Origin of the sequence: Colidextribacter sp. OB.20 (assembly GCF_009911595.1) — a bacterium.
GTDB lineage: Bacteria > Bacillota > Clostridia > Oscillospirales > Oscillospiraceae > Lawsonibacter.
This window is the reverse complement of record NZ_QWKG01000016.1, coordinates 1-19799: the sequence shown is the minus strand read 5'-3', so window position 1 is coordinate 19799 and position 19799 is coordinate 1. Positions and strand designations below refer to the sequence as shown.

The 19799-nt window shown below is 57.1% G+C and carries 22 protein-coding genes; 13 read left to right on the top strand and 9 right to left on the bottom strand.

The features are described 5' to 3' along the window. The first annotated feature begins 1 nt into the window (after position 1). Genes D1641_RS04995 through recN form a run of 3 tightly spaced genes read left to right on the top strand, consistent with a single transcriptional unit; the run spans position 2 to position 3030 of the window. Complete coding sequence (locus D1641_RS04995) at positions 2 to 874, top strand: NAD(+)/NADH kinase (protein ID WP_160663301.1); 873 nt, start codon at positions 2 to 4, stop codon at positions 872 to 874. Then, on the top strand, positions 871 to 1323 hold the full coding sequence (argR, locus tag D1641_RS04990) for an arginine repressor (protein WP_160663300.1): 453 nt from the start codon (positions 871 to 873) through the stop codon (positions 1321 to 1323). Before D1641_RS04995 ends, argR begins: the two co-directional genes overlap by 4 nt. A gap of 21 nt (positions 1324 to 1344) precedes the next feature. After that, positions 1345 to 3030 (top strand): DNA repair protein RecN, encoded by a 1686-nt coding sequence (recN, locus tag D1641_RS04985; protein WP_160663299.1) that lies wholly within the window; start codon positions 1345 to 1347, stop codon positions 3028 to 3030. Between the two features lie 47 nt (positions 3031 to 3077). On the opposite strand, the gene D1641_RS04980 is transcribed toward recN, so the two are convergent. Beyond that, positions 3078 to 4508, bottom strand: a complete 1431-nt coding sequence (locus D1641_RS04980) for a sodium-dependent transporter (RefSeq protein ID WP_160663298.1) — start codon at positions 4506 to 4508, stop codon at positions 3078 to 3080. 235 nt (positions 4509 to 4743) lie between these two features. Between D1641_RS04980 and D1641_RS04975 the strand changes: the two genes are divergently transcribed. From D1641_RS04975 to D1641_RS04930, 10 genes are all read left to right on the top strand, one after another. Then, a complete protein-coding gene (locus D1641_RS04975; RefSeq protein ID WP_160663297.1) occupies positions 4744 to 5916 on the top strand; it encodes a malic enzyme-like NAD(P)-binding protein in 1173 nt (390 codons plus the stop codon). A 19-nt stretch (positions 5917 to 5935) separates the two neighbouring features. Next, entirely contained in the window at positions 5936 to 6454 is a 519-nt protein-coding gene (locus tag D1641_RS04970) for a dihydrofolate reductase family protein (protein WP_160663296.1), read from the top strand. Positions 6455 to 6464: 10 nt separating this feature from the next. After that, positions 6465 to 7118, top strand: a complete 654-nt coding sequence (locus D1641_RS04965) for a hypothetical protein (RefSeq protein ID WP_243149261.1) — start codon at positions 6465 to 6467, stop codon at positions 7116 to 7118. A 112-nt stretch (positions 7119 to 7230) separates the two neighbouring features. Further along, positions 7231 to 8085: an EamA family transporter gene (locus tag D1641_RS04960; RefSeq protein WP_160663295.1), complete on the top strand. Its 855-nt coding sequence runs from the start codon at positions 7231 to 7233 to the stop codon at positions 8083 to 8085. Between the two features lie 12 nt (positions 8086 to 8097). Beyond that, positions 8098 to 9321 (top strand): tyrosine--tRNA ligase, encoded by a 1224-nt coding sequence (gene tyrS, locus D1641_RS04955; RefSeq protein WP_160663294.1) that lies wholly within the window; start codon positions 8098 to 8100, stop codon positions 9319 to 9321. A gap of 20 nt (positions 9322 to 9341) precedes the next feature. Beyond that, a complete protein-coding gene (locus D1641_RS04950; RefSeq protein ID WP_160663293.1) occupies positions 9342 to 9806 on the top strand; it encodes a hypothetical protein in 465 nt (154 codons plus the stop codon). A gap of 61 nt (positions 9807 to 9867) precedes the next feature. After that, entirely contained in the window at positions 9868 to 10326 is a 459-nt protein-coding gene (locus tag D1641_RS04945; protein WP_160663292.1) for a hypothetical protein, read from the top strand. A 14-nt stretch (positions 10327 to 10340) separates the two neighbouring features. After that, positions 10341 to 10835: an adenylate kinase gene (locus tag D1641_RS04940; protein WP_160663291.1), complete on the top strand. Its 495-nt coding sequence runs from the start codon at positions 10341 to 10343 to the stop codon at positions 10833 to 10835. A gap of 156 nt (positions 10836 to 10991) precedes the next feature. Then, positions 10992 to 11981: a tyrosine recombinase XerC gene (locus tag D1641_RS04935; RefSeq protein ID WP_160663290.1), complete on the top strand. Its 990-nt coding sequence runs from the start codon at positions 10992 to 10994 to the stop codon at positions 11979 to 11981. A 15-nt stretch (positions 11982 to 11996) separates the two neighbouring features. Then, a complete protein-coding gene (locus D1641_RS04930) occupies positions 11997 to 12362 on the top strand; it encodes an SdpI family protein (RefSeq protein WP_160663289.1) in 366 nt (121 codons plus the stop codon). Positions 12363 to 12401: 39 nt separating this feature from the next. Here the strand turns inward: D1641_RS04930 and D1641_RS04925 are convergent, their stop codons facing one another. The 8 genes from D1641_RS04925 to D1641_RS04890 all read right to left on the bottom strand — a co-directional run bounded on the left by D1641_RS04925 (position 12402) and on the right by D1641_RS04890 (position 19637). Beyond that, positions 12402 to 13067 carry an SUKH-3 domain-containing protein gene (locus D1641_RS04925; RefSeq protein ID WP_160663288.1) on the bottom strand — a complete coding sequence of 222 codons (666 nt, stop codon included), beginning with the start codon at positions 13065 to 13067 and terminating at the stop codon, positions 12402 to 12404. 14 nt (positions 13068 to 13081) lie between these two features. After that, positions 13082 to 14212 carry a DUF362 domain-containing protein gene (locus D1641_RS04920; protein ID WP_160663287.1) on the bottom strand — a complete coding sequence of 377 codons (1131 nt, stop codon included), beginning with the start codon at positions 14210 to 14212 and terminating at the stop codon, positions 13082 to 13084. A gap of 70 nt (positions 14213 to 14282) precedes the next feature. Then, positions 14283 to 15224, bottom strand: a complete 942-nt coding sequence (locus D1641_RS04915) for a DMT family transporter (protein WP_160663286.1) — start codon at positions 15222 to 15224, stop codon at positions 14283 to 14285. 22 nt (positions 15225 to 15246) lie between these two features. Continuing rightward, a complete protein-coding gene (gene ligA, locus D1641_RS04910; protein ID WP_160663285.1) occupies positions 15247 to 17220 on the bottom strand; it encodes an NAD-dependent DNA ligase LigA in 1974 nt (657 codons plus the stop codon). Then, complete coding sequence (locus D1641_RS04905; protein WP_160663284.1) at positions 17213 to 17875, bottom strand: VanZ family protein; 663 nt, start codon at positions 17873 to 17875, stop codon at positions 17213 to 17215. Before D1641_RS04905 ends, ligA begins: the two co-directional genes overlap by 8 nt. Positions 17876 to 17891: 16 nt before the next feature. Next, positions 17892 to 18611 (bottom strand): sporulation protein YunB, encoded by a 720-nt coding sequence (gene yunB / locus D1641_RS04900; protein WP_160663283.1) that lies wholly within the window; start codon positions 18609 to 18611, stop codon positions 17892 to 17894. 69 nt (positions 18612 to 18680) lie between these two features. After that, complete coding sequence (locus D1641_RS04895; RefSeq protein WP_160663282.1) at positions 18681 to 19079, bottom strand: Imm1 family immunity protein; 399 nt, start codon at positions 19077 to 19079, stop codon at positions 18681 to 18683. Positions 19080 to 19136: 57 nt separating this feature from the next. Further along, a complete protein-coding gene (locus tag D1641_RS04890) occupies positions 19137 to 19637 on the bottom strand; it encodes an SMI1/KNR4 family protein (protein ID WP_160663281.1) in 501 nt (166 codons plus the stop codon). Between the last annotated feature and the right edge of the window lie 162 nt (positions 19638 to 19799).

Here is a 19799-nt window from a genome sequence, read left to right as displayed (position 1 = left end):
CGTGAAAATTGTTCTCAGCTCCAACCCTTACCGGGACAGAGGACTGCGAGTGGCTCTGGAGGCCAGGCGGGTGCTGGAGCACGCCGGGGCACAGACTACCCTGTGCCTGCCCTTTCAGCCCAAAAAAGGGGACAGGCTGGATCTGCCTCGTCAGCTTGCCCTGTCCATGCTGGATAAGGAGCTGCCCACCGCCGACCTGCTGATCTGCTTCGGTGGTGACGGAACCATCCTCCACGCGGCCCGGGACGCCACCCTTCACGGAGTGCCTATTCTGGGGGTGAACACGGGCAGCGTAGGCTTTATGGCCGAGCTGGAGCGCAGCGAGCTGCCCCTGCTGGCCCCGCTGGCCCATGGGATGTACACCGTGGAGGAGCGGATGATGCTGGATGTGAAGGTGCTCCGGGGAGACAAGGTCCTCTTCCAGGACACCGCCCTCAACGATGCGGTCATTTCCAAGGGTTCCATGGCCCGTGTGGCTGAGGTAGAGGTGCTGGCAGACCGTGTAAAGGTCATGTCCATTATAGGAGATGGCGTTATCATCGCCACCCCCACCGGCTCCACCGCCTACTCCATGTCGGCGGGAGGGCCCATTGTGGAGCCCACCTCCAGGGGCATCATCGTCACTCCGGTCTGCGCCCACCAGCTGGCCGCCCGGGCTATGGTGCTGGCGCCGGAGCGGATGGTCACGGTCCAGCTTCCCAGAGGCAACCACAAATATTTATACCTGTCCGTGGATGGCGGAAAGGCCGTCCGTCTTGCCGGAGGAGACCGGGTGGAGATCTGCCGCGCGGAGCGCGCCACCCAGCTGGTCCGGCTGGCGGACCGCAGCTTTTACCAGATTATTAATCAAAAGCTGGGAGGGCTGAGCTCATGAAAAATGTCCGGCAAGGCGAGATATTGAAAATCATACAGGCCAAGGATATCGACACGCAGGATCAGCTCCTGGAGGAGCTGCGGGCCCGGGGCTTTACCACCACCCAGGCCACCATTTCCCGGGACATCAAGGAGCTGCGGCTGGTGAAGGAGCTTACCGGTTCTGGCGGCTATCGCTATACCCTGTCCGACCGCAAGCTCTCCTCCGCCTCCGATACCCGGTTGCGGAATATTTTTAAGGAAGGTGTCGTCTCGGTGGATGTGGCCCAGAATATTGTGGTTGTCCGCACCATGCCCGGCCTGGCCTCCGCTGCCTGCTCCGCCCTGGACAATATGGAGATTGACGGCATGGTGGGCACCCTGGCCGGAGACGACACGGGCATTTTGATCATGCACGATAACAGCCTTGCCCAGCAATTTTGCAGCGAGGTCCATAAACTTCTGAAATAGAAAGAACGGGAGGGAGGGGCTATGCTCTCCTTGCTTCACATCGAAAATATCGCGATTATTGAGTCGGTGGACATCCAATTTGGCGGGGGATTCAACGTCCTCACCGGCGAGACCGGCGCGGGCAAGTCCATTGTCATTGACGCTATCAGCGCTGTTTTGGGGGAGCGGACCAGCCGGGAGCTGATCCGCACCGGAGCCAAGTCGGCTCTTGTCACCGCCGTCTTTGCTGACCTGCCCCCGCTGCCCTGGCTGGAGGACAACGGCCTGGGGCCCCAGGAGGAGGAGCTGCTCCTCCAGCGGGAGATTCGCGGGGACGGGAAGAACCTGTGCCGGGTCAACGGCCGGCTGGTGACGGTGGCCCAGCTGCGGGAGCTGGGCAGGCAGCTGCTCAATATCCACGGCCAGCACGACGGCCAGATGCTGCTGGACCCGGAGTGTCATCTGGGGTATCTGGACAGCTTTGGCAGGACGGCCCCTCTGCTGGAGGAATATCAGACCGCTTACCGCTCCATGGCCGAACTGCGCAGACAGATCGGGGCGCTGGAGATGGACGAGGCGGAGCGCTCCCGCCGGGTGGACACCCTGGAGTATCAGATCAGGGAGCTGGAGCGGGCGGAGTTGCGCCCTGGGGAGGACGAGGAGCTGGATGCCAGAAAGACACTGCTGCGCAGCTCCGGCAAGCTGATGGAGGCGGTCCAGGAGGCCCGCTTTGCCCTGTCCGGGGGGGATGACAGCCAGGGGGCCTGCGACCTCATCAGTGAGGCGGAGGGGGCGGTCCGCTCGGTTGCCAGGCTGAGCCCCCAGCTGGGGGAGCTGTCGGAGAAGCTGTCCGCCCTGAGCAGCGCCGCCGATGACGCGGCGGAAATTCTCCGGGATTTCGCCGACGAGTTTGATTTCTCACCGGAGGAGTTAGACCGGCTGGAGAGCCGGCTGGATGTTATCTACCGGCTGAAAAAGAAATACGGCCCTACGGTGGCCGATATGCTGGACTATCTGGAAAAGAGCAAAGGGGAGCTGGAGCAGATCCAGGACGCCGACGACACCATTCAGCGGCTGGAGAGGGAGCTGGAGAAGGCCAAAAAAGTGGCCCGGAAGAGGGGAGAGGCCCTCACCGAGGCCCGGAGGAAGGCGGCGGACAGTCTCCAGAGGCGGGTCCAGGAGGAGCTGCGCCAGCTGGACATGCCCAAGGTGCAGTTTGTCACCGAGTTTGCCCCTGGCCCGGGCCAGGACAGCATGGATGACACCGGGATGGACCAGGTGCAGTTCCTCATGTCCGCCAACCTGGGCGAGGCCCTCAAGCCCATTCAGAAGGTGGCCTCCGGCGGCGAGCTGGCCCGGATTATGCTGGCTCTAAAGAACGTGCTGGCCGAGGACGACGGCGTGGGCAGTCTGGTCTTCGACGAGGTAGACACCGGCGTGTCCGGCCGGGCGGCCCAGAAAGTGGCCGAGAAGATGGCCGACGTGGCCCGGCGCAAGCAGGTGCTGTGCGTCACCCACCTGCCCCAGATTGCCGCCATGGCGGACGTACACTTCATGGTGGAGAAGGGGGAGGAGGCAGGCCGCACCTATACCCGGGTGGGCTGGCTGGAACGCCAGGGCAGGGTGGAGGAGCTGGCCCGCCTCATCGGCGGGGCAGCCGTTACCGACGTTCTGCGCAAGAGTGCGGCGGAGCTGCTGGAACAGGCGGAGGCCTATCACAAAAAGTAAAAACGGGGCGCACAGCAATTCAGCTGTGCGCCCCGAAGTTTTGGGGTTCAGGATGGAATCCTCATAAACTCCATCACCTGACCATACAGGACAAAGGCCATGGCAATGGGGACAATGAACTTGATGCAGAAGTTGAAGAAGGCATACAGGCCGGAGCCCATCTTGTGGCCCTCCAGCTCCACCTCGTCCCGGACCAGCTTGGGACCCACAAACCAGCCGATCCAGACGGACATAAGCAGGGCGCCCAGAGGCATGGCCACACCCTCAGAGATGAAGTCCATGAAGTCCAGCCAGGAGCCGCCCAGATTCCGGCCCGTCTCATGGAAGGGAATCCACAGGCCGTTGGAGCCCAGGCCGTCGGCGGCTACCAGAGCAGCCTCGGCAAAGACCACAAGGCAGACGATGGTGACCAGCTTGGCGCGGTTGGGCGTGTGGCCCTTCAGAGCAATTCGGTCAGACAGGAAGGTGGCCAGCACCTCCAGCAGAGCGATAGCGGAGGTAATGGCGGCCAGGATGACCAGCAGATAGAACAGCACGCCGAAGATGGGGCCGGTGGGGCCCATGGCGTTAAACACGTCCTGGAGGGTGATGAACAGCAGCTTGGGGCCGGCCTTCTCCGCGTTTTCGCCGCCCAGGGCGAACGCAGCGGGCAGAACGGCCATACCAGCCATAATAGCCACAATAGTATCAGAGATGATAATAATGAGGGAGTTCTTCACCAAGCTCTCCTTCTTGCTCAGGTAGGAGCCGTAGGTGACGGTGATGCCCATAGCCAGGGAGAGGGAGAAGAACATCTGTCCGCCGGCAGTGGAGAGTACCTTGAGGAAGTTCTCCTTCAGCGGGGCGAAGTTGGGGGCAAACATGAAGGCCAGGCCCTCGCTGGCCCCGGGCAGGGTGACAGCCCGGACAATCACAATGACCAGCATGACAAACAGGGCAGGCATGCCGATCTTGTTGAACTTCTCAATGCCGTCTTTAATGCCGCCTCGGATAATGAGGAGGCAGATGCAGATAAAGAGGAAGGTGAAGGCCACGGAGCCGAACTGATTGGTGAGCATAGAGCCGAAGGTGTCGCCGCCGGACATACCCGCCATAGCCGCCACACCGAAGGCCAGGTCAGCCAGATTCAGGGACATATACTCCATGCAGTAGGCGCCCAGAACGGTGTAGAAGCTGAGGATCAGGAAGGGGGAGAGCATGGCCAAAAAGCCCAGGAAGGTGCCCATTTTGCCGCCTGCCTGCTGATAGCTCACTAGGACGCTCCGGCCCGCCCGCCGGCCGATGGCCAGCTCGCACAGCATGATGCTGAAGCCGATGGTAGCGGCCAGAATCAGATAGATGACCAGAAAGGCGAAGCCGCCGCTGGCGCCCATTTTATAGGGGAAGGCCCAGATATTGCCCAGACCAACCGCAGAACCCACGGCGGCCATAAGGAAGCCCAGATTGCTCCCCCATTCTCCTCTGTGATGATGTTCCATAAATTCCTCCTGTTTACAAATTATTCACATTGAAAGGCCAGATAAATGTCATTTTACCAGAAATACCCGTTATCGTCAACGGTGAAACTGATAAAAACGGGACAAAAATGTGTAGATTTGTGAGGAAAAAGCCGAGAAAGAGAAGAAAATCAAAGTGCCCATTGCGCTTTTTCCAGAGTTTAGTATAATAAGATCAGCCTAAACTATACTGATTTCAAAAAAGGGGAGAATATTTATGGATTACGCGAAGGAAAGCCTGCGCCTGCATGGTGAGTGGAAGGGAAAGATTGAGGTAGTGGCCACAGTACCCGCCAACGACAAGGACTCCCTGTCCCTGGCCTACACCCCCGGGGTGGCCCAGCCCTGTCTGGCCATCCAGGAGGACATCACAAAAAGCTACGAGCTCACCCGGCGGCACAACCTGGTGGCCGTCATCACCGACGGCACCGCCGTCCTGGGCCTGGGGGACATCGGGCCCGAAGCCGGCATGCCCGTGATGGAGGGCAAGTGCGTGCTGTTCAAGACCTTCGGCGGGGTGGACGCCTTCCCCCTGTGTGTAAAGACCAAGGACGTGGACGAGTTTGTTCAGACGGTCTACAACATCTCCGGCTCCTTCGGCGGTATCAACCTGGAGGATATCGCCGCCCCCCGGTGTTTCGAGATTGAGCGGAAGCTGAAGGAGAAATGCGACATCCCTATCTTCCACGACGACCAGCACGGCACCGCCATTATCACCCTGGCCGGCCTGACCAACGCCCTGAAGGTGGTGGGCAAAAAGAAGGAGGAGGTAAAGGTGGTCACCTCCGGGGCGGGAGCCGCCGCCATCTCTATTGTCCGTCTGTTGCTGTCCGCCGGGTTCAAAAATGTCACCATGTGCGACCGGAAGGGGGCCATCTACGCCGGCCGGGAGGGTCTCAACTGGATCAAGGAGGAGATGGCACAGGTCACCAACCTGGAGAAGAAGGCCGGCTCCCTGGCCGACGCCCTGGTGGGGGCCGACGTGTTTATCGGCGTCTCCGCTCCGGGCACCGTCACCACCGAGATGGTCAAAACCATGAATCAGGACGCCATCGTCTTTGCCTGCGCCAACCCCACCCCCGAGATTTTCCCCGGCGACGCCAAGGCGGGTGGTGCGAAGGTGGTGTCCACCGGGCGCAGCGACTACCCCAACCAGATCAACAACGTGCTGGCCTTCCCCGGCGTGTTTCGGGGGGCACTGGACGTCCGGGCCAGCGACATCAACGAGGAGATGAAGCTGGCCGCCGCTCAGGCCCTGGCCGGGCTGATCTCTGATGGGGAACTGTCCGAGGACTACATCATCCCCCAGGCCTTCGACCCCCAGGTGGGTCCCGCCGTGGCCCAGGCCGTGGCCGAGGCCGCCCGAAAGTCCGGTGTGGCACGGATTTGAATAAAGGAGAGGAGAAGAAATGAGCGTATTTTTCTACGGCTGCGTCACCCTGGACGGATATCTGGCCGACAAAAATCACGGACTGAACTGGCTTCACGAGACGGGCAGTCCAGAGGAGACAGACTGCGACCGTTTTTACAGCGAAATGGACGTCACTATCATGGGTAAACGGACCTTTGAGGAGATCGCCCAGCTGGAGGATGCCGCCAGTGTCTACCCCACCACGGAAAACTATGTCTTTACCCACGCCGCCAGCCTGCCGCAGAAGGGATTTATCCCGGTGAGCGGGGATGTGGCGGAATTTGTGGCGGGACTAAGTCCGGATAAGAACATCTGGATTATCGGCGGAAACACTATTCTGGCCCCGCTGCTGGAGCGGGATATGGTGCATCATTTGGTTATTCAGGTCGCCCCTGTGCTGTTAGGGGAGGGGATACCTCTGTTTACCCAGAAGGAGGGATTAAAACGCTTTCGGCTGGAGGAAGTAAAGCAGTATGGACAGTTTGCAGAGCTGATTTACCGTCGAAACGAAATGTGAGGCAGTTTGAATGGAACCATTTATGAAACAGATCGAGACACAGGGAATCACATATTTGGAGCCTCTGGCCGGCAGTAATGAGTGGTATTGGGGGATGGATTATACAAACGGCGACCTGTATGAGGCGGAGGAGCTGTTCCAGATGGGGCATCCTGTAGACCGGAATAAGCTGCTTTTTGTCCACTACCCGGACGGAAGGGCAGTCCAGCCGGTGATTGCTCAGAGGGGGCAGTATTTGGGCCGTTGTCCCATCTGCCATAACGGCAGAATCGCGATTTTAATGGCAGATTTTCCCGCCGGACGGATTTCGGTCCTACAGTTTGACAGCTCTCTGGAGCACGTCTTGGAACAGACGGACATCCCCCTCTCCGCAGTGAAGGACTGCTACAACCTGATGCTGAAGGCCGCGCCGCTGATGGTGACGCGGCAGGGGAGTGAGGATACCTTTCAAATCCTGTGGCCGGAAAACATATCCTTTGAAATCGGCGAGAGAGAGTCCTTCTGGTTCCGAAACGGAGATAAGCTGTATTTTTCCGACTGGGAAGAGGACCCGGAGCATCGGGAGGAGATTATTGTGCGAAAGCTGGAGACAGGGGAGATTATCGACCGTTTCCCGGGGAGCTCCATGACGATGCCGGACGGTCAGATGTGGATTTTAACCTGAGACTGCGTTGATTTCCGGTTGACAACCTATAAAAACTGTGGTAAAGTGTGTCAATACAGCGGCCCTCTGTCCGAGCCTCGGGCGGAGGGCCTTTTATGAGGAAGTGATTGTCATGTCAGCGCGTCAACGGGGGACACTGTTTGTCTTCATTGCCGCTGTTCTGTACAGCATCGGTGGGCTGTGCATCAAGTTCATCCCCTGGAGTGGACTTGCCATTAACGGCGGGCGCACCGCCATCGCGGCGGTGGTTGTGGGGAGTTATCTGATCATTACCCGCCACAGGCCCCGGATGAACCGCTGGATTCTGCTGGGGGCGATGTGTGTTTTCTTCGCCCACACCCTGTTTGCCATTGCCAACAAGATGACCACCGCCACCAATGCCATCGTGCTCCAGTTCACCGCGCCCATTTTCGTAATTCTGTTTTCCATTTTCTGCTTTCATAAAAAACCTGGCAGATTGGACCTGATCGCCTGTGTGGCGGTGCTGGGGGGTATCCTGTTTTTCTTTGTGGACAAGATATCGGCAGGGGAGATGCTGGGCAACTGGATTGCTCTGCTCTCCGGTGTGGCTTACGCCGGAGTGTTCCTTCTCCGGGCCATGCCCAACAGCGACGCCATCTCCTCCGTATTCTGGGGAGACGTCATCAGCGCGGCGGTAGGGCTGCCCTTCCTGCTCCGGGAGACGGAGTTCACATCCACCGCTGTGACCAGCCTGGTGATTCTGGGCGTATTTCAGGTGGCTATCGCCTACATCCTGATGACCGAGGGCCTGAAAACCACCCCGCCCGTCACCGCCAGCCTGGTCTCCGGCATTGAGCCGGTGCTCAGCCCCGTCCTGGTATCCCTCTTCTACGGGGAGGATATCACCCTGATGGCCCTGATCGGTGCGGTGATCGTGGTGGTAAGTGTGGTTGTTTATAATGTGCTTCTGGCCCGGCAGTCGGCCGTCTCAACTGAAACGAAATAAAGGAGAATTATTATGACCTGTTATGAAGAATTGAAGGCCCGCGGACTCATTGCTCAAGTGACCAACGAAGAGGAAATTTCCAAAATGATTAACGAGGGAAAGGCGGTGTTTTACATCGGCTTCGATCCCACTGCCGACTCCCTCCATGTGGGCCACTTCATGGCCCTGTGCCTGATGAAGCGTCTTCAGATGGCGGGCAACCGGCCTATCGCTCTCATCGGCGGGGGCACCGGCATGATCGGCGACCCCTCCGGCCGCACCGACATGCGCTCCATGATGACCGAGGAGACCATCTGCCACAACTGCGACTGCTTCAAGAAGCAGATGGAGCGGTTTATTGAGTTCGGCGATGGCAAGGCCATGATGATCAACAACGCAGATTGGCTGATGAAGCTGAACTATATTGAGGTCCTGCGGGATGTGGGCGCCTGCTTCTCGGTGAACAACATGCTCCGGGCGGAGTGCTATAAGCAGCGGATGGAGAAGGGGCTGTCCTTCCTGGAGTTCAACTATATGATCATGCAGTCCTACGACTTCTACTACCTGTTCCAGCACTACGGCTGCAATATGCAGTTCGGCGGCGATGACCAGTGGTCCAACATGCTGGGGGGCACTGAGCTCATCCGCCGCAAGCTGGGCAAGGACGCCCACGCCATGACCATCACCCTCCTGCTCAACTCCGAGGGCAAGAAAATGGGCAAGACCGCCAAGGGTGCGGTGTGGCTGGACCCCAACAAGACCTCTCCCTACGAGTTCTACCAGTACTGGCGCAACGTGGGCGACGGGGACGTGCTCAAGTGCCTGCGGATGCTAACCTTCCTGCCTCTGGAGCAGATCGACGAGATGGACCGCTGGGAGGGCAGCCAGCTGAACACCGCCAAGGAAATCCTGGCCTTTGAGCTGACCAAGCTGGTCCACGGGGAGGAGGAGGCCGTCAAGGCACAGGAGGCCGCCAAGGCCCTGTTCGTGGGGGGCGGCGACATGTCCAATGTGCCCGCCACCGTTTTCACCGAGGCCGACCTCACCGACGGCGCCATCGGCGTGCTGGACCTGATGGTCAAGTGCAAGCTGGCGCCCTCCAAGAAGGAGGCCCGCCGCCTGGTGGAGCAGGGCGGGGTAGAGGTCAACGGCGAGAAGGTGGATGCCGCAACCGTCAGCTATACCGCCGCCGACCTGTCCGGGGACGGCCTGATGGTGAAAAAGGGTAAAAAGGTATACCATCGAGCCCATATGTAATGGAATAAGGAGGAGCTTTTATGGGACTTTCTTTCATTTTCTGTGCGGGCAGTCAGACGGATGACACAAAAAATATGCTGGATGCTCTGGAAGCGGCGGATTATCAGACATTAAATCAGCGGATGGCCCGAAAAGCAGATTTTTCCCTGCATCTGATTCCCAGAGATTTGCAAACTCTGTCGGAATGTGCGACCGCCTTTTCCTCCCATAAGGCAGTCCCGTTTCGTGAGGGACTGACCTGCTACTTCGATGCGGAGGACCGGGGATTTTTCATCGTCTCCGAGGAGTGGGAGCAGTATATAGCCGCCATTGATCTCCAAAAGGCCAATGCGCTGACAGAGGCGTGGTTCCAGGCGATGAGAGCATACGATCCGGAGGTCAAATCCCCGCCGCCGGAGGCGGTGGCCGCAGTGAAGGATTTAATTGAGCTATGTCAGTATGCAGGGCAGACCGGAAAGCCGGTAGTGCATATCTGGACTGCTTAGTGTAAGGGACGAAACGGGGCCCAGGTTTGGGCCCCGTAAACTATTGGGGATGTGAAATATAATGGCTGAATTGAACCCCAAAATAAAAGCTGCCTTGCTGAAAATCAACTTTGTTGAGCGGTATGAAAAATTATCCGCCCGCTTCAGCGCTGCCAAAACACCGCCGGATGACCGCTTAATTTATATGGATGGGGAAGAAGTGATGGCGATGATCCGGGCGGCAGGATATTTGCCCCGGTTTGACACCAAAGAAAAATTTTACAGAATTAAAGAGGAGCACATCGGAAAATACACGTTTAATATCCACATCATCCTGCGGGATGGCATTGTTGAACTGGTCTGGGTGGTGGAAGAGGACGGCGTCCTGCTTCTTGGCGCTCCCTGGAGTACGTATTCCAGACGTTTGATTGATGTGAACTACCGCATCAAAAATCCGGTTTTTGGAACATATGAGGATTTGGAAGAGATTTTAAAAATTGTATTTGAGATGTACGAGGACTTTAAATGTACTCTGATGTAATTGTGCGAGGTACTATGCAAAAAGTCATTATTATTGGCAGCCCCGGGGCGGGGAAGAGCACCTTTGCGAGAAGACTGCGGGACAAAACCGGACTTCCGCTCTATCATCTGGATTTACTGTGGCACAAGCCGGACCGGACAACCGTCACGAGGGAAGCGTTCGACACACGGATAGCGGAGCTTCTCAAACAGGATAAATGGATTCTCGACGGGAACTTCCCGCGCACGCTGGAGGCCAGGCTGAACGCCTGCGACACCGTGTTTCTGCTGGATCTGCCTCTGGAGGTCTGCCTGACCAGTGTGGCGAGCCGCGTTGGTCAGGTCCGGGAGGACATGCCTTGGATTGAAACAGAATTTGACCCGGAATTTAAGCAGTGGATTATGGAGTTTCCCGAAAAGAAGCTGCCGCAGATTCATGAGCTTCTGGAAAAATATCAAGACAGCAAAAGAATTGTGATCTTTAAGTCGAGAACAGAAGCGGATTGCTTTTTCAATTCTCAGCTCTGTTGACCGGGCCTGGGAATCGTGTTATACTGCTTCAAAACAGGGACAGGAAAGGAGGGACGGCAGTACCTCAAAATGATTCACATTATTAGGTCAACAAAATAAAAATTTTGTTGACCTTAGTGGAGGCTGAATCCCTATTTTGAGGACTGCAAGCCGTTTATGGACTACCACACCGAAGCCCCGCCCATTTTGCGGGATTTCCTGGTCTACCACGAGACCATCCAGGGACACTCCCGGAAAACGGTTGATGAATACTATTTAGACCTGCGGAACTTTTTCCGTTTCCTCAAGCAGAGCAAAAATCTGGTCTCCAAGGATGCCCCGCTGGACGATATCTCTATCGCCGATGCGGACATTTCACTGGTCCGGGATGTCACCCTGACAGACATCTATTCCTATATGAACTATCTGTCCCGGGACCGAGGTCTGAACAACACGTCCCGGGCCCGCAAGGTCGCTACCATCCGGTCTTTTTACAAGTACCTGACCAACAAGGCCAAGCTGTTGGAGACAAACCCGGTCCAGGACCTGGACTCTCCTCATTTGAAGAAATCCCTGCCAAAATACTTGAATCTGGAAGAAAGCATCGACCTTTTGGACAATGTGGACGGCAAAAATGCCAGCCGGGATTACTGTATCCTGACCCTGTTTCTCAACTGCGGCCTGCGTATCTCTGAGCTGGTGGGACTAAATAAGACAGATGTTCGAGGAGACCAGCTGCGGGTGCTGGGCAAGGGCAATAAGGAGCGCGTGCTGTACCTTAACGACGCCTGCCAGCAGGCGCTGGAGGACTGGATGACAGAACGGGACACCTTGACCCTGGTAGATCAAAACGCCCTGTTTGTCACCCTGCAAAACCGCCGGCGCATCTCCACAGCGGCGGTCCACAAGCTGGTGAAGAAGCACTTGGCCGCCGCTGGGCTGGACAGCAGCCAGTACTCCTCCCACAAGCTGCGCCACACCGCCGCCACCCTGATGTTGCAAAACGGCGTGGATGTGCGCACCCTCCAGGAGGTGCTGGGCCACGACCATCTGAATACCACCCAGATCTACACCCATGTGGACAACGACGATCTGCGAGCCGCCGCCAGGGCCAACCCGCTGGGAGGCGCCCGAAAAAAGCCGAAAAAAGAGGAAAAATCCGAGTAAAAGCGAGGTTTTATCATGTATCCATTTTATTTTGCCGTCGTCATGCTGGCCCCGGCGGCCATGGTGATTGTGGGGCTGATGTGGAAAATTTCCCCTCCCCCCTACCAGTCCAAGGGCCTGGCCTACAGCACAGAGCTGACCCGGAAGGACCCTGAGGCCTGGGCGGCGGCCCACCGCCACTGCGCCAGGCTGTGGGCCCGCACCGGGATCATCAGCGGCGGGGCCAGCGCCTTTTTGATGGTACTTTTTAAGGAGAACTATTCCACCTTCTGGATGTGGCTCATCGTTGGACAGATGATGCTGTTCTGTGTGTCGGTCTTTATGATCGACCTGCTGCTGAAAAATACGTTTTCTGATGAAAACAGCGGAAAAGATGAGTGAAATGAGCAGCCCCTCCGGCTTGGCCGGAGGGGCTTGCTGTTATCCCATGGAGAGCATCCACTGAGTAAAGGCATCCTTGGACTGGGCAGGATTCGGCACGCCGCCGTTTTTGGCAAAGCGCTTCTGGGCGTAAGAGACATAGGTTCCTTGATTCATCTCCGCCTCAATTTTGTCAGACAGGTTGTAATCCTCATAATTTTTGTCCGGATTCCAGTCCAAGTAGGGCCGGTATTCCTCTTTTAATCCGAAGAACTGTGCAAAAAAATCGAACAAATTGGGGGCGATCTCCTCAAACTGGCCTTCTGTTTCCCCATAGACCTTCCCGTTTTCGCTCCAGTAGATAATCTCAGAGCTCCAATACCGGTCTCCGTGATCTACGTTGCCAATCGCTAAAAGCAGTTCCTTCCGCTGGAGCTGGATCACTTCCACGGTTGGGAGAAACCAGGACTCACAGTATGCAAGCTCATGGTCCGGCGTTCGCCATCCAATCAAGGTCAATGTTTTTTTCCTATCTGACCTTGGCGGCAAAAACCCACCCTTCATCCACATTCCGCCGAACTGCTCCACGAAGATACGGGCGGCGGGAAACAGGTAGAGGCCGAACAAATCCATCAGCTCCAAAGCTTCAACCCCCTCCTGGCGCTTGGAACCGTTCCAGCCGCATTGGGCAAGGGCCTGCTTTACCTTCTCCTCCAACGATTCCATCGGGGGACACCCCTTTACATCTCAATTAACTCATACTCCCGGGAGCCCAGGCCAATCTTCTCGGCGTGCTCCAGACAGCTGCGCCACTCCGACTCCGGGGTGGAGTTGATAAAGTGGTCGTGGTGGTCGTGGAACTCCGGGTCGGCCAGATGCCGGGCCAGCTGACTGCCTGGGATAGGGTCGGCGGCCAGGCAGGCGTCCGCGCAGGCCTGGTCCAGGGCCAGCGGGTCGGTGGAGACGAACATGCCGATGTTGGGCAGAATGGGCACGTCGTTCTCCCCGTGGCAGTCGCAGTTGGGGGACACGTCCACAATCAGGGAGATGTGGAACTGGGGCCGGCCGTCCACCACCGCCTTGGTGTACTCCGCCATGCGGCAGTTCAGAGCCGCCTGGGCATTGTCATTGGTAAAATAAATGGCGTCAAAGTTGCAGGCCCCCAGGCAGCGGCCGCAGCCTACACAGTGGGCCTCATCCACGTGCATTTTTAGGGTCTGCTCATCAAAGACCAAACCGCTGTTGGCGCACTCCTTCTGGCAGCGCCGGCAGCCCCGGCAGGCGTCAGCGCTGATTTTGGGCTTGCCGCTGGCGTGCTGCTCCTTTTTCCCCGCCCGAGAGCCGCAGCCCATACCGATGTTCTTGATGGTGCCCCCGAAGCCGGTCATCTCATGGCCTTTAAAGTGGGTCAGGCTGATAAATACGTCGGCGTCCATAATCGCCCGGCCAATTTTGGCCTGCTTCACATACTCGCCGCCCGCCACCGGGACCTCCACGTCGTCGGTGCCCTTCAGGCCATCGCCAATCAGGATGGGACAGCCCACTGTAAGGGGTGTAAAGCCATTCTGCCATGCACACTCCAGGTGCTCCAGGGCATTTTTTCGGGAGCCGGGATACATGGTGTTGCAGTCGGTGAGAAAGGGCTTGCCCCCCAGCTCCTTGACTACATCCACTACCGCCCGGGCGTAGTTAGGCCGAAGGTAGCTGATGTTGCCCAGCTCGCCGAAGTGCATCTTAATGGCTACAAACTTGCCGTCCAGGTCCAGATTCTGGATGCCCGCCTTTTTAATCAGCTTTTTCAGCTTGGTGGGCAGGCCGTCTCCAAAAGCCTGGGTGTGAAAGTCAGTGAAATAAACCTTTGCGCGCTCCATAGATTTCTCTCCTTTTAAGTAATGTATTGGAACTATACCACATAAAGGGTACTTTAAGTCAAGAGAATTATTAAGCTTTTATCCCCTTTGCCTCAATAATTCCCGGGATGATGGCACACAGGGAGCCGGCCACGATGAGCAGCACGCCGGCGAGCATATTGAGGGAAATCTCCTCCCCGTGGACCGCCCAGGCCAGCACCGGCGACAGGGCTGGCTTGAAGAAATAGACCAGGGAGACCACACTGGCGGGCTGGTACTCCATAGCCAAAAAGTAAGCGCAGAAGCCGATTCCTGCCACGCCCACTGACACAAAGAGGACATAGGGCAGATTTTCCAGGGTGTAGCCGGCGAAAACGGGGATGTTGGCGAAGCTGTCCAGCCCAATGCCCTGGAACATCTGCGCCACCGCCGGGATATGGGAAATCAGGATAAACGCCAGCACAATCAGGCTTCCAAACAGAAAGCTGAAGCAGGTGACCACCGCCCCGCCAAACTGGGCCACCTTTTTCTTGCCCATAACCCCATACATAGAAAACATCACGGTGGACAGCAGGGCCAGCAGCACACCCGTCATGTTCAGCTTCGTGTTCCAGGGGCTGATAATCACCACTGTGCCAATAATCTCCAGGGACAGAGCGGCGATATGCCGGGGTTTAATGGGCTCCTTTAGCAGAAAGAAGGCCAAAAACGCCACAAAAACCGGGTTACAGCTGAACATCAGCGCCGACACCGAGGAGCCGGTGTAGTTCACCGCCATCTGAAGAATGGGCATACACAGTGCGATGCCCGTCAGCCCCAGCAGAGCGAAATAGGCCATGCTTCCGGCGTCCAGAAATTCCCCCCGCTTTTTCAGACTGCGCAGAGCCACCGGCAGCAGGAACCCAAAGCCGATAGTAAACCGGCACAGAGTCAGCTGGATTGGGTTGATCTGCCCGGCGATAAACTTCAGCGCCACCTCGAAGGAGGTGAACATCACCACCGCCACGGCAATATAGAGATAGCCCTTTTTCATGGCGCCTCTCCCCTTCTCTCTTTTATTTCAGCAGCTCCAGAAACTCATCCTCTGTGAGAACGGGGACTCCCAGCTCCTGAGCCTTCCTCAGCTTGGAGCCCGCCGCCTCCCCCGCCACCACATAGGTGGTCTTTTTAGACACGGAGCCCGACGACTTGCCCCCCCGGGCCTCAATCATCCCGCTGGCCTCGTCCCGGGTAAACTTTTCCAGCGTGCCGGTGAGCACAAAGGTCATGCCGGCGAAGCGCTGGTCGCTCCCCTGCTCTGCCGCCGTCATGTTGACGCCGGCCTCCCTCAGGCGCTGGACGAGGTGCTGGCTCTGGGGGCTGGCCATCCAGTCCAGGATGCTCCGGGCGGTGATCTCTCCAATGTCGTCCACCGCGGTGAGCTCCTCCAGCGTGGCGCTCTGGAGGGCCTCCATGGTGTGGAACCGGGCCGCCAGGATTTTGCCCGCCTTCTGCCCCACCTGCCGGATGCCGAAGGCGTAAATCAGCCGGGACAGGTCCTGCCCCTTGGACTTCTCCAGGGCGTCTATCAGCTTTTTGGCCGACCGCTTGCCCATCCGATCCAGCTGGGCCACATCCTCCTCCTTTAAAAAGTACAGGTCCCCAGGAGTCTTAACCAGCTGGGCCCCCACCAAATTTTCCACTACAGCGGCGCCCAGGCCGTCAATATCCATAGCGTCACGGCTGGCAAAGTGGGCCAGGTTGCGCAGCAGTTGGGCGGGACACTCTGACCCGATGCAGCGGATATGAGCACCGTCCTCGTCCCGTTCCACAGGCGCGCCGCAGACAGGGCAGGTCTTGGGAAGGAAGTAGGGCTCTGTTCCCTCCGGGCGCCTCTCCTCCACTACAGACAGCACCTCGGGGATGATCTCCCCAGCCTTGCGCACCAGCACGGTATCCCCGATGCGGATGTCCTTCTCGGAGATAAAATCCTGGTTGTGGAGAGTGGCGTTGGTAACGGTTGTGCCCGCCAGACGGACAGGGGTGAGCACTGCCTTGGGGGTCAGCACCCCCGTGCGGCCCACCTGGACCACAATGTCCACTACTTGGGCCGGCTTGACCTCCGGGGGGTACTTATAGGCGGCCGCCCAGCGGGGGAATTTTGCCGTAGAGCCAAGCACTGCACGGTCTGACAGGTTATTTAGCTTTACAACAGCGCCGTCAATGTCAAAGGGGAAGCTCTCCCGGTTTTCTCCGATCTCTGTAATGCGCCCGGTGGTCTCCTCAACCAGGGAACAGCTGTAATGCGGAATTACTTTAAATCCCTTGTCCCGCAGGAAATCCAGTGTCTCCAGGTGGGTGGAAAACTCCACTCCCCCAGCATACTGGACGTTAAACACCGCGATATCCAGCTTTCGGGCGGCGGCGATCTTGGAGTCCAGCTGACGCAGGGAGCCGGCGGCAGCATTCCGGGGATTGGCGAACAGAGCCTCTCCCCTGCGCTCACGCTCCTCGTTCAGGGCATGAAATACCTTCTTCGGCATGTACACCTCTCCCCGGACAATCAGTTGGGCCGGGGCGTCCGGTATTTTCAGAGGGATGGACCGGACGGTGCGCAGATTCTCGGTGACATCCTCCCCCACCAGTCCGTCTCCCCGGGTGGCCCCCCGGACAAAGAGGCCGTCCTCATATTCCAGCGCTACTGAAAGACCGTCTACCTTCGGCTCCACCACATACTCCGCGTTGGGGACCACGCTCCGAACCCGCTGGTCGAAGGCCTCCAGCTCTTCAAAGTCAAAAACGTCCTGGAGGGACTCCAGGGGCACCCGGTGGGTGACCTGGGAAAAGGACTCCAGGGCCTGTCCACCCACCCGCTGGGTGGGGGAATCGGGGGTGACCGTCTCCGGGTGGGCCGCCTCCAGTTCCTCCAGCCGGCGGAGCTTGTGGTCGTAGTCGTAGTCGGACATGGTGGGGTTGTCCAGCACGTAGTACTCGTGGCCCGCCTGGATCAGCTCCCGGCGCAGGGCCTCAATTTCAGCAAAATCATCCATAATAATACCCTCCTTTTGGTTGACATTGGAATTTTCCGGTGAAATTTGGGAAGAATGCCCGCATCAGCCAAAAAACCCAGTAGCCCGCCAGGGCCCCGGTGGTGTTCAGAATTACGTCGTCAATGTCGGTGCTGCGGCCGATGAAAAACTGGATAAACTCGATGGCAGACGAGGTGCAGAGGCCCACCAGCAGGGACTTCCACCACCGGGGCCTCCGCCAGAGCAGGGCCGTGAAAAAACCGACCGGGGAGAAAATACCAATGTTGGCCAGCACAAGAAACATGACCCAGGGGCCTCGAACCGCCCGGAAAATCTCTCGAAAGGGCTCCATCTGGAGTGTTTGAAGTTGGATGTGGAAGTCCACCGGCGGGAACAGGGGCAGAGTTCCGTCCAGCACCCCCCGCCAGTGCCTGGCTGTCCAGAAATAGGCCGGGAAGAGGGTCAGAGCGGCCAGCCCCGCGGCAAACATGGCGAACAGCAGCAGTCCCCCTTCCCGCAGCGGGCCGCTGTGCAGGCGCAGCCGGTCCAGCCGTCTGCGCCGCCAGGGCCGCAGCAGGAAAAAAAGCGCCAGGGAGATGCTCATACAGGGCAGCATCTGGAAAAAATATTCCAAAATATTTTCCAAATACCACCACAGTGTCTCGGTCAAGCTCATTAGTATAAGTCCTTTTCTATGATTTGACGGCCCCGTCCCCTACCTGTAAATAGGTGTCGGGCACCTGCCCCACGATCACTGTCTCGGCCACACACAGCCGGGTGTGGAGAGAAGTCTCCACCGCCCCGCCGGGAAGCAGCAGGGTTATGGGCACGTCCACCTCCATCCAGATGCGGTGCAGGGTCTGATTGACCCCTGCGGAAGTGAGCTGGCTGTCGAACTCCGCCCGTACTGTCCCCACCGTCATAGCCTGAACCTTCAGCGTGGGGCCCTTGGCCCACAGAGGCTCCAGGTCGAAGAGGCTTCCCAGAGGAACCTGAATGATGGATACGTCCACCTCTTCCAGGGCATCCAGAATGGAGGCAGTGAGCTCCGCCCGGAGCAGGTTCATTTTTGCCATATCGGTGGTCAGGGCGGTGATGGCCCCTCCCCCATCCCGCTGGATGGCGACAAAGTCGCCATAGCTGACCTGCCGGGCGGCCAGGTCGGCGGAGACAGTGTTTTCCACCACCGCGGTCATGGTGTTCTGAGCCTGGGCGGCGGCCAGCTCCGCCACCACCGGGCGCAGCTTGGCCTCCAACAGGGCAATCACAGTTCCCGCTACCACCAGCGCCACAGCCAGGGTGAGGACAGCCGGAGGGATTCTCAACGCAGGTCCGGGGCCCGTCCAAACCGGCCTCCGGCGTCTCATCGGCCCGCGCATACACCGGACAAGCTCCCGCCGCCATGGCCCCATATCCTCACCCCCTATTATAAGGTAAGGATATTCTAAAGCGGGCTTGGCCTATGCCCCATCAGGAGCTACTTACAGCTCCTCCCACTCAACGCAGCTTGACAGCCTTCCAGTTTCCACAAACTCTTTCACAACCTGTACTGCCAAATCTTTAGAAATCACATAATCGTTATAAATCTCTATCTCCTCAGAAGGGGTGTTTGTATAAAAAATACTGATACCGTCCGGGTCTAAATCTGTTTCCGACTCATCTGAAAAGGCTTGTGTACCGGCGGCCTCCTCAGTTGGAACACAGGTCACATATGCGTATAATCCATTTATCAAAACTATTAAATGTGGATACATAGTATGTTCCTGTCTAATAAAAAACTCATTCACTCCATCGACAGATTGGTCAAGTGTTCTCTGCACATCATCTATCGTTTCACACGTGTTTTTACCTAAAAAATGGTTAATAGTTGTTCTTTTCATGTCCAACACCTCAAATTTTTTTAAGTATACTTCGTCCGCACTTTTAACCTGTAACTATCATTTTATAAAATAGTCAACCTCTTGATCTAATAACTCTAAAAAATTGGAAAGAGAATCTGCTATTTTGCGGGCAGGCGAAAGGTAATATATGGCGCCATCTTCAACGCCGATATAGAGCAGGCTGTCCTCTTCCCCAAAGAGGCAAAAGGCCAAAAGCTTGTTATTCTCCAGATTCTCCCAGGCATTTTGGCGGTAGGTGATAAAATCATCCGGAATTTCTTCCTGATCCGGCTCAAAATATAAATCCAAGATTTCTTCCGGCGAGAGGACTCTGTAAAGTCCCTTCTTTTGTTTCAGGTTAAACCAAAGAAAGCCACATCCACAGCTTTTATAAAACGATTTCAGCTCTTCGGGGATTTCTGCCTCTAATTGGTACTGCACTTCTGAAAAAATCTTTTCTACATCATCAGAAGCTTGCACAAAATAGTATTTTTCATCCCGGTACTCGGATATATCATCCCAATTTTGATGCACATACTTCTTTATCAGCTCATCCATAGCAGCTGCCTCCTCTCAACCTCATAAAGCCTTTTAACGGAGAGGCCTGTCCTTTATTCCAAAAGCGGCTTGGCCTATGCCTTTACCCGATAAACTGGAAGTTGTATGTTAAACGATGTTTTCGCCTAATATTATTTTAGGCATTGTGGTTAAACACCTATT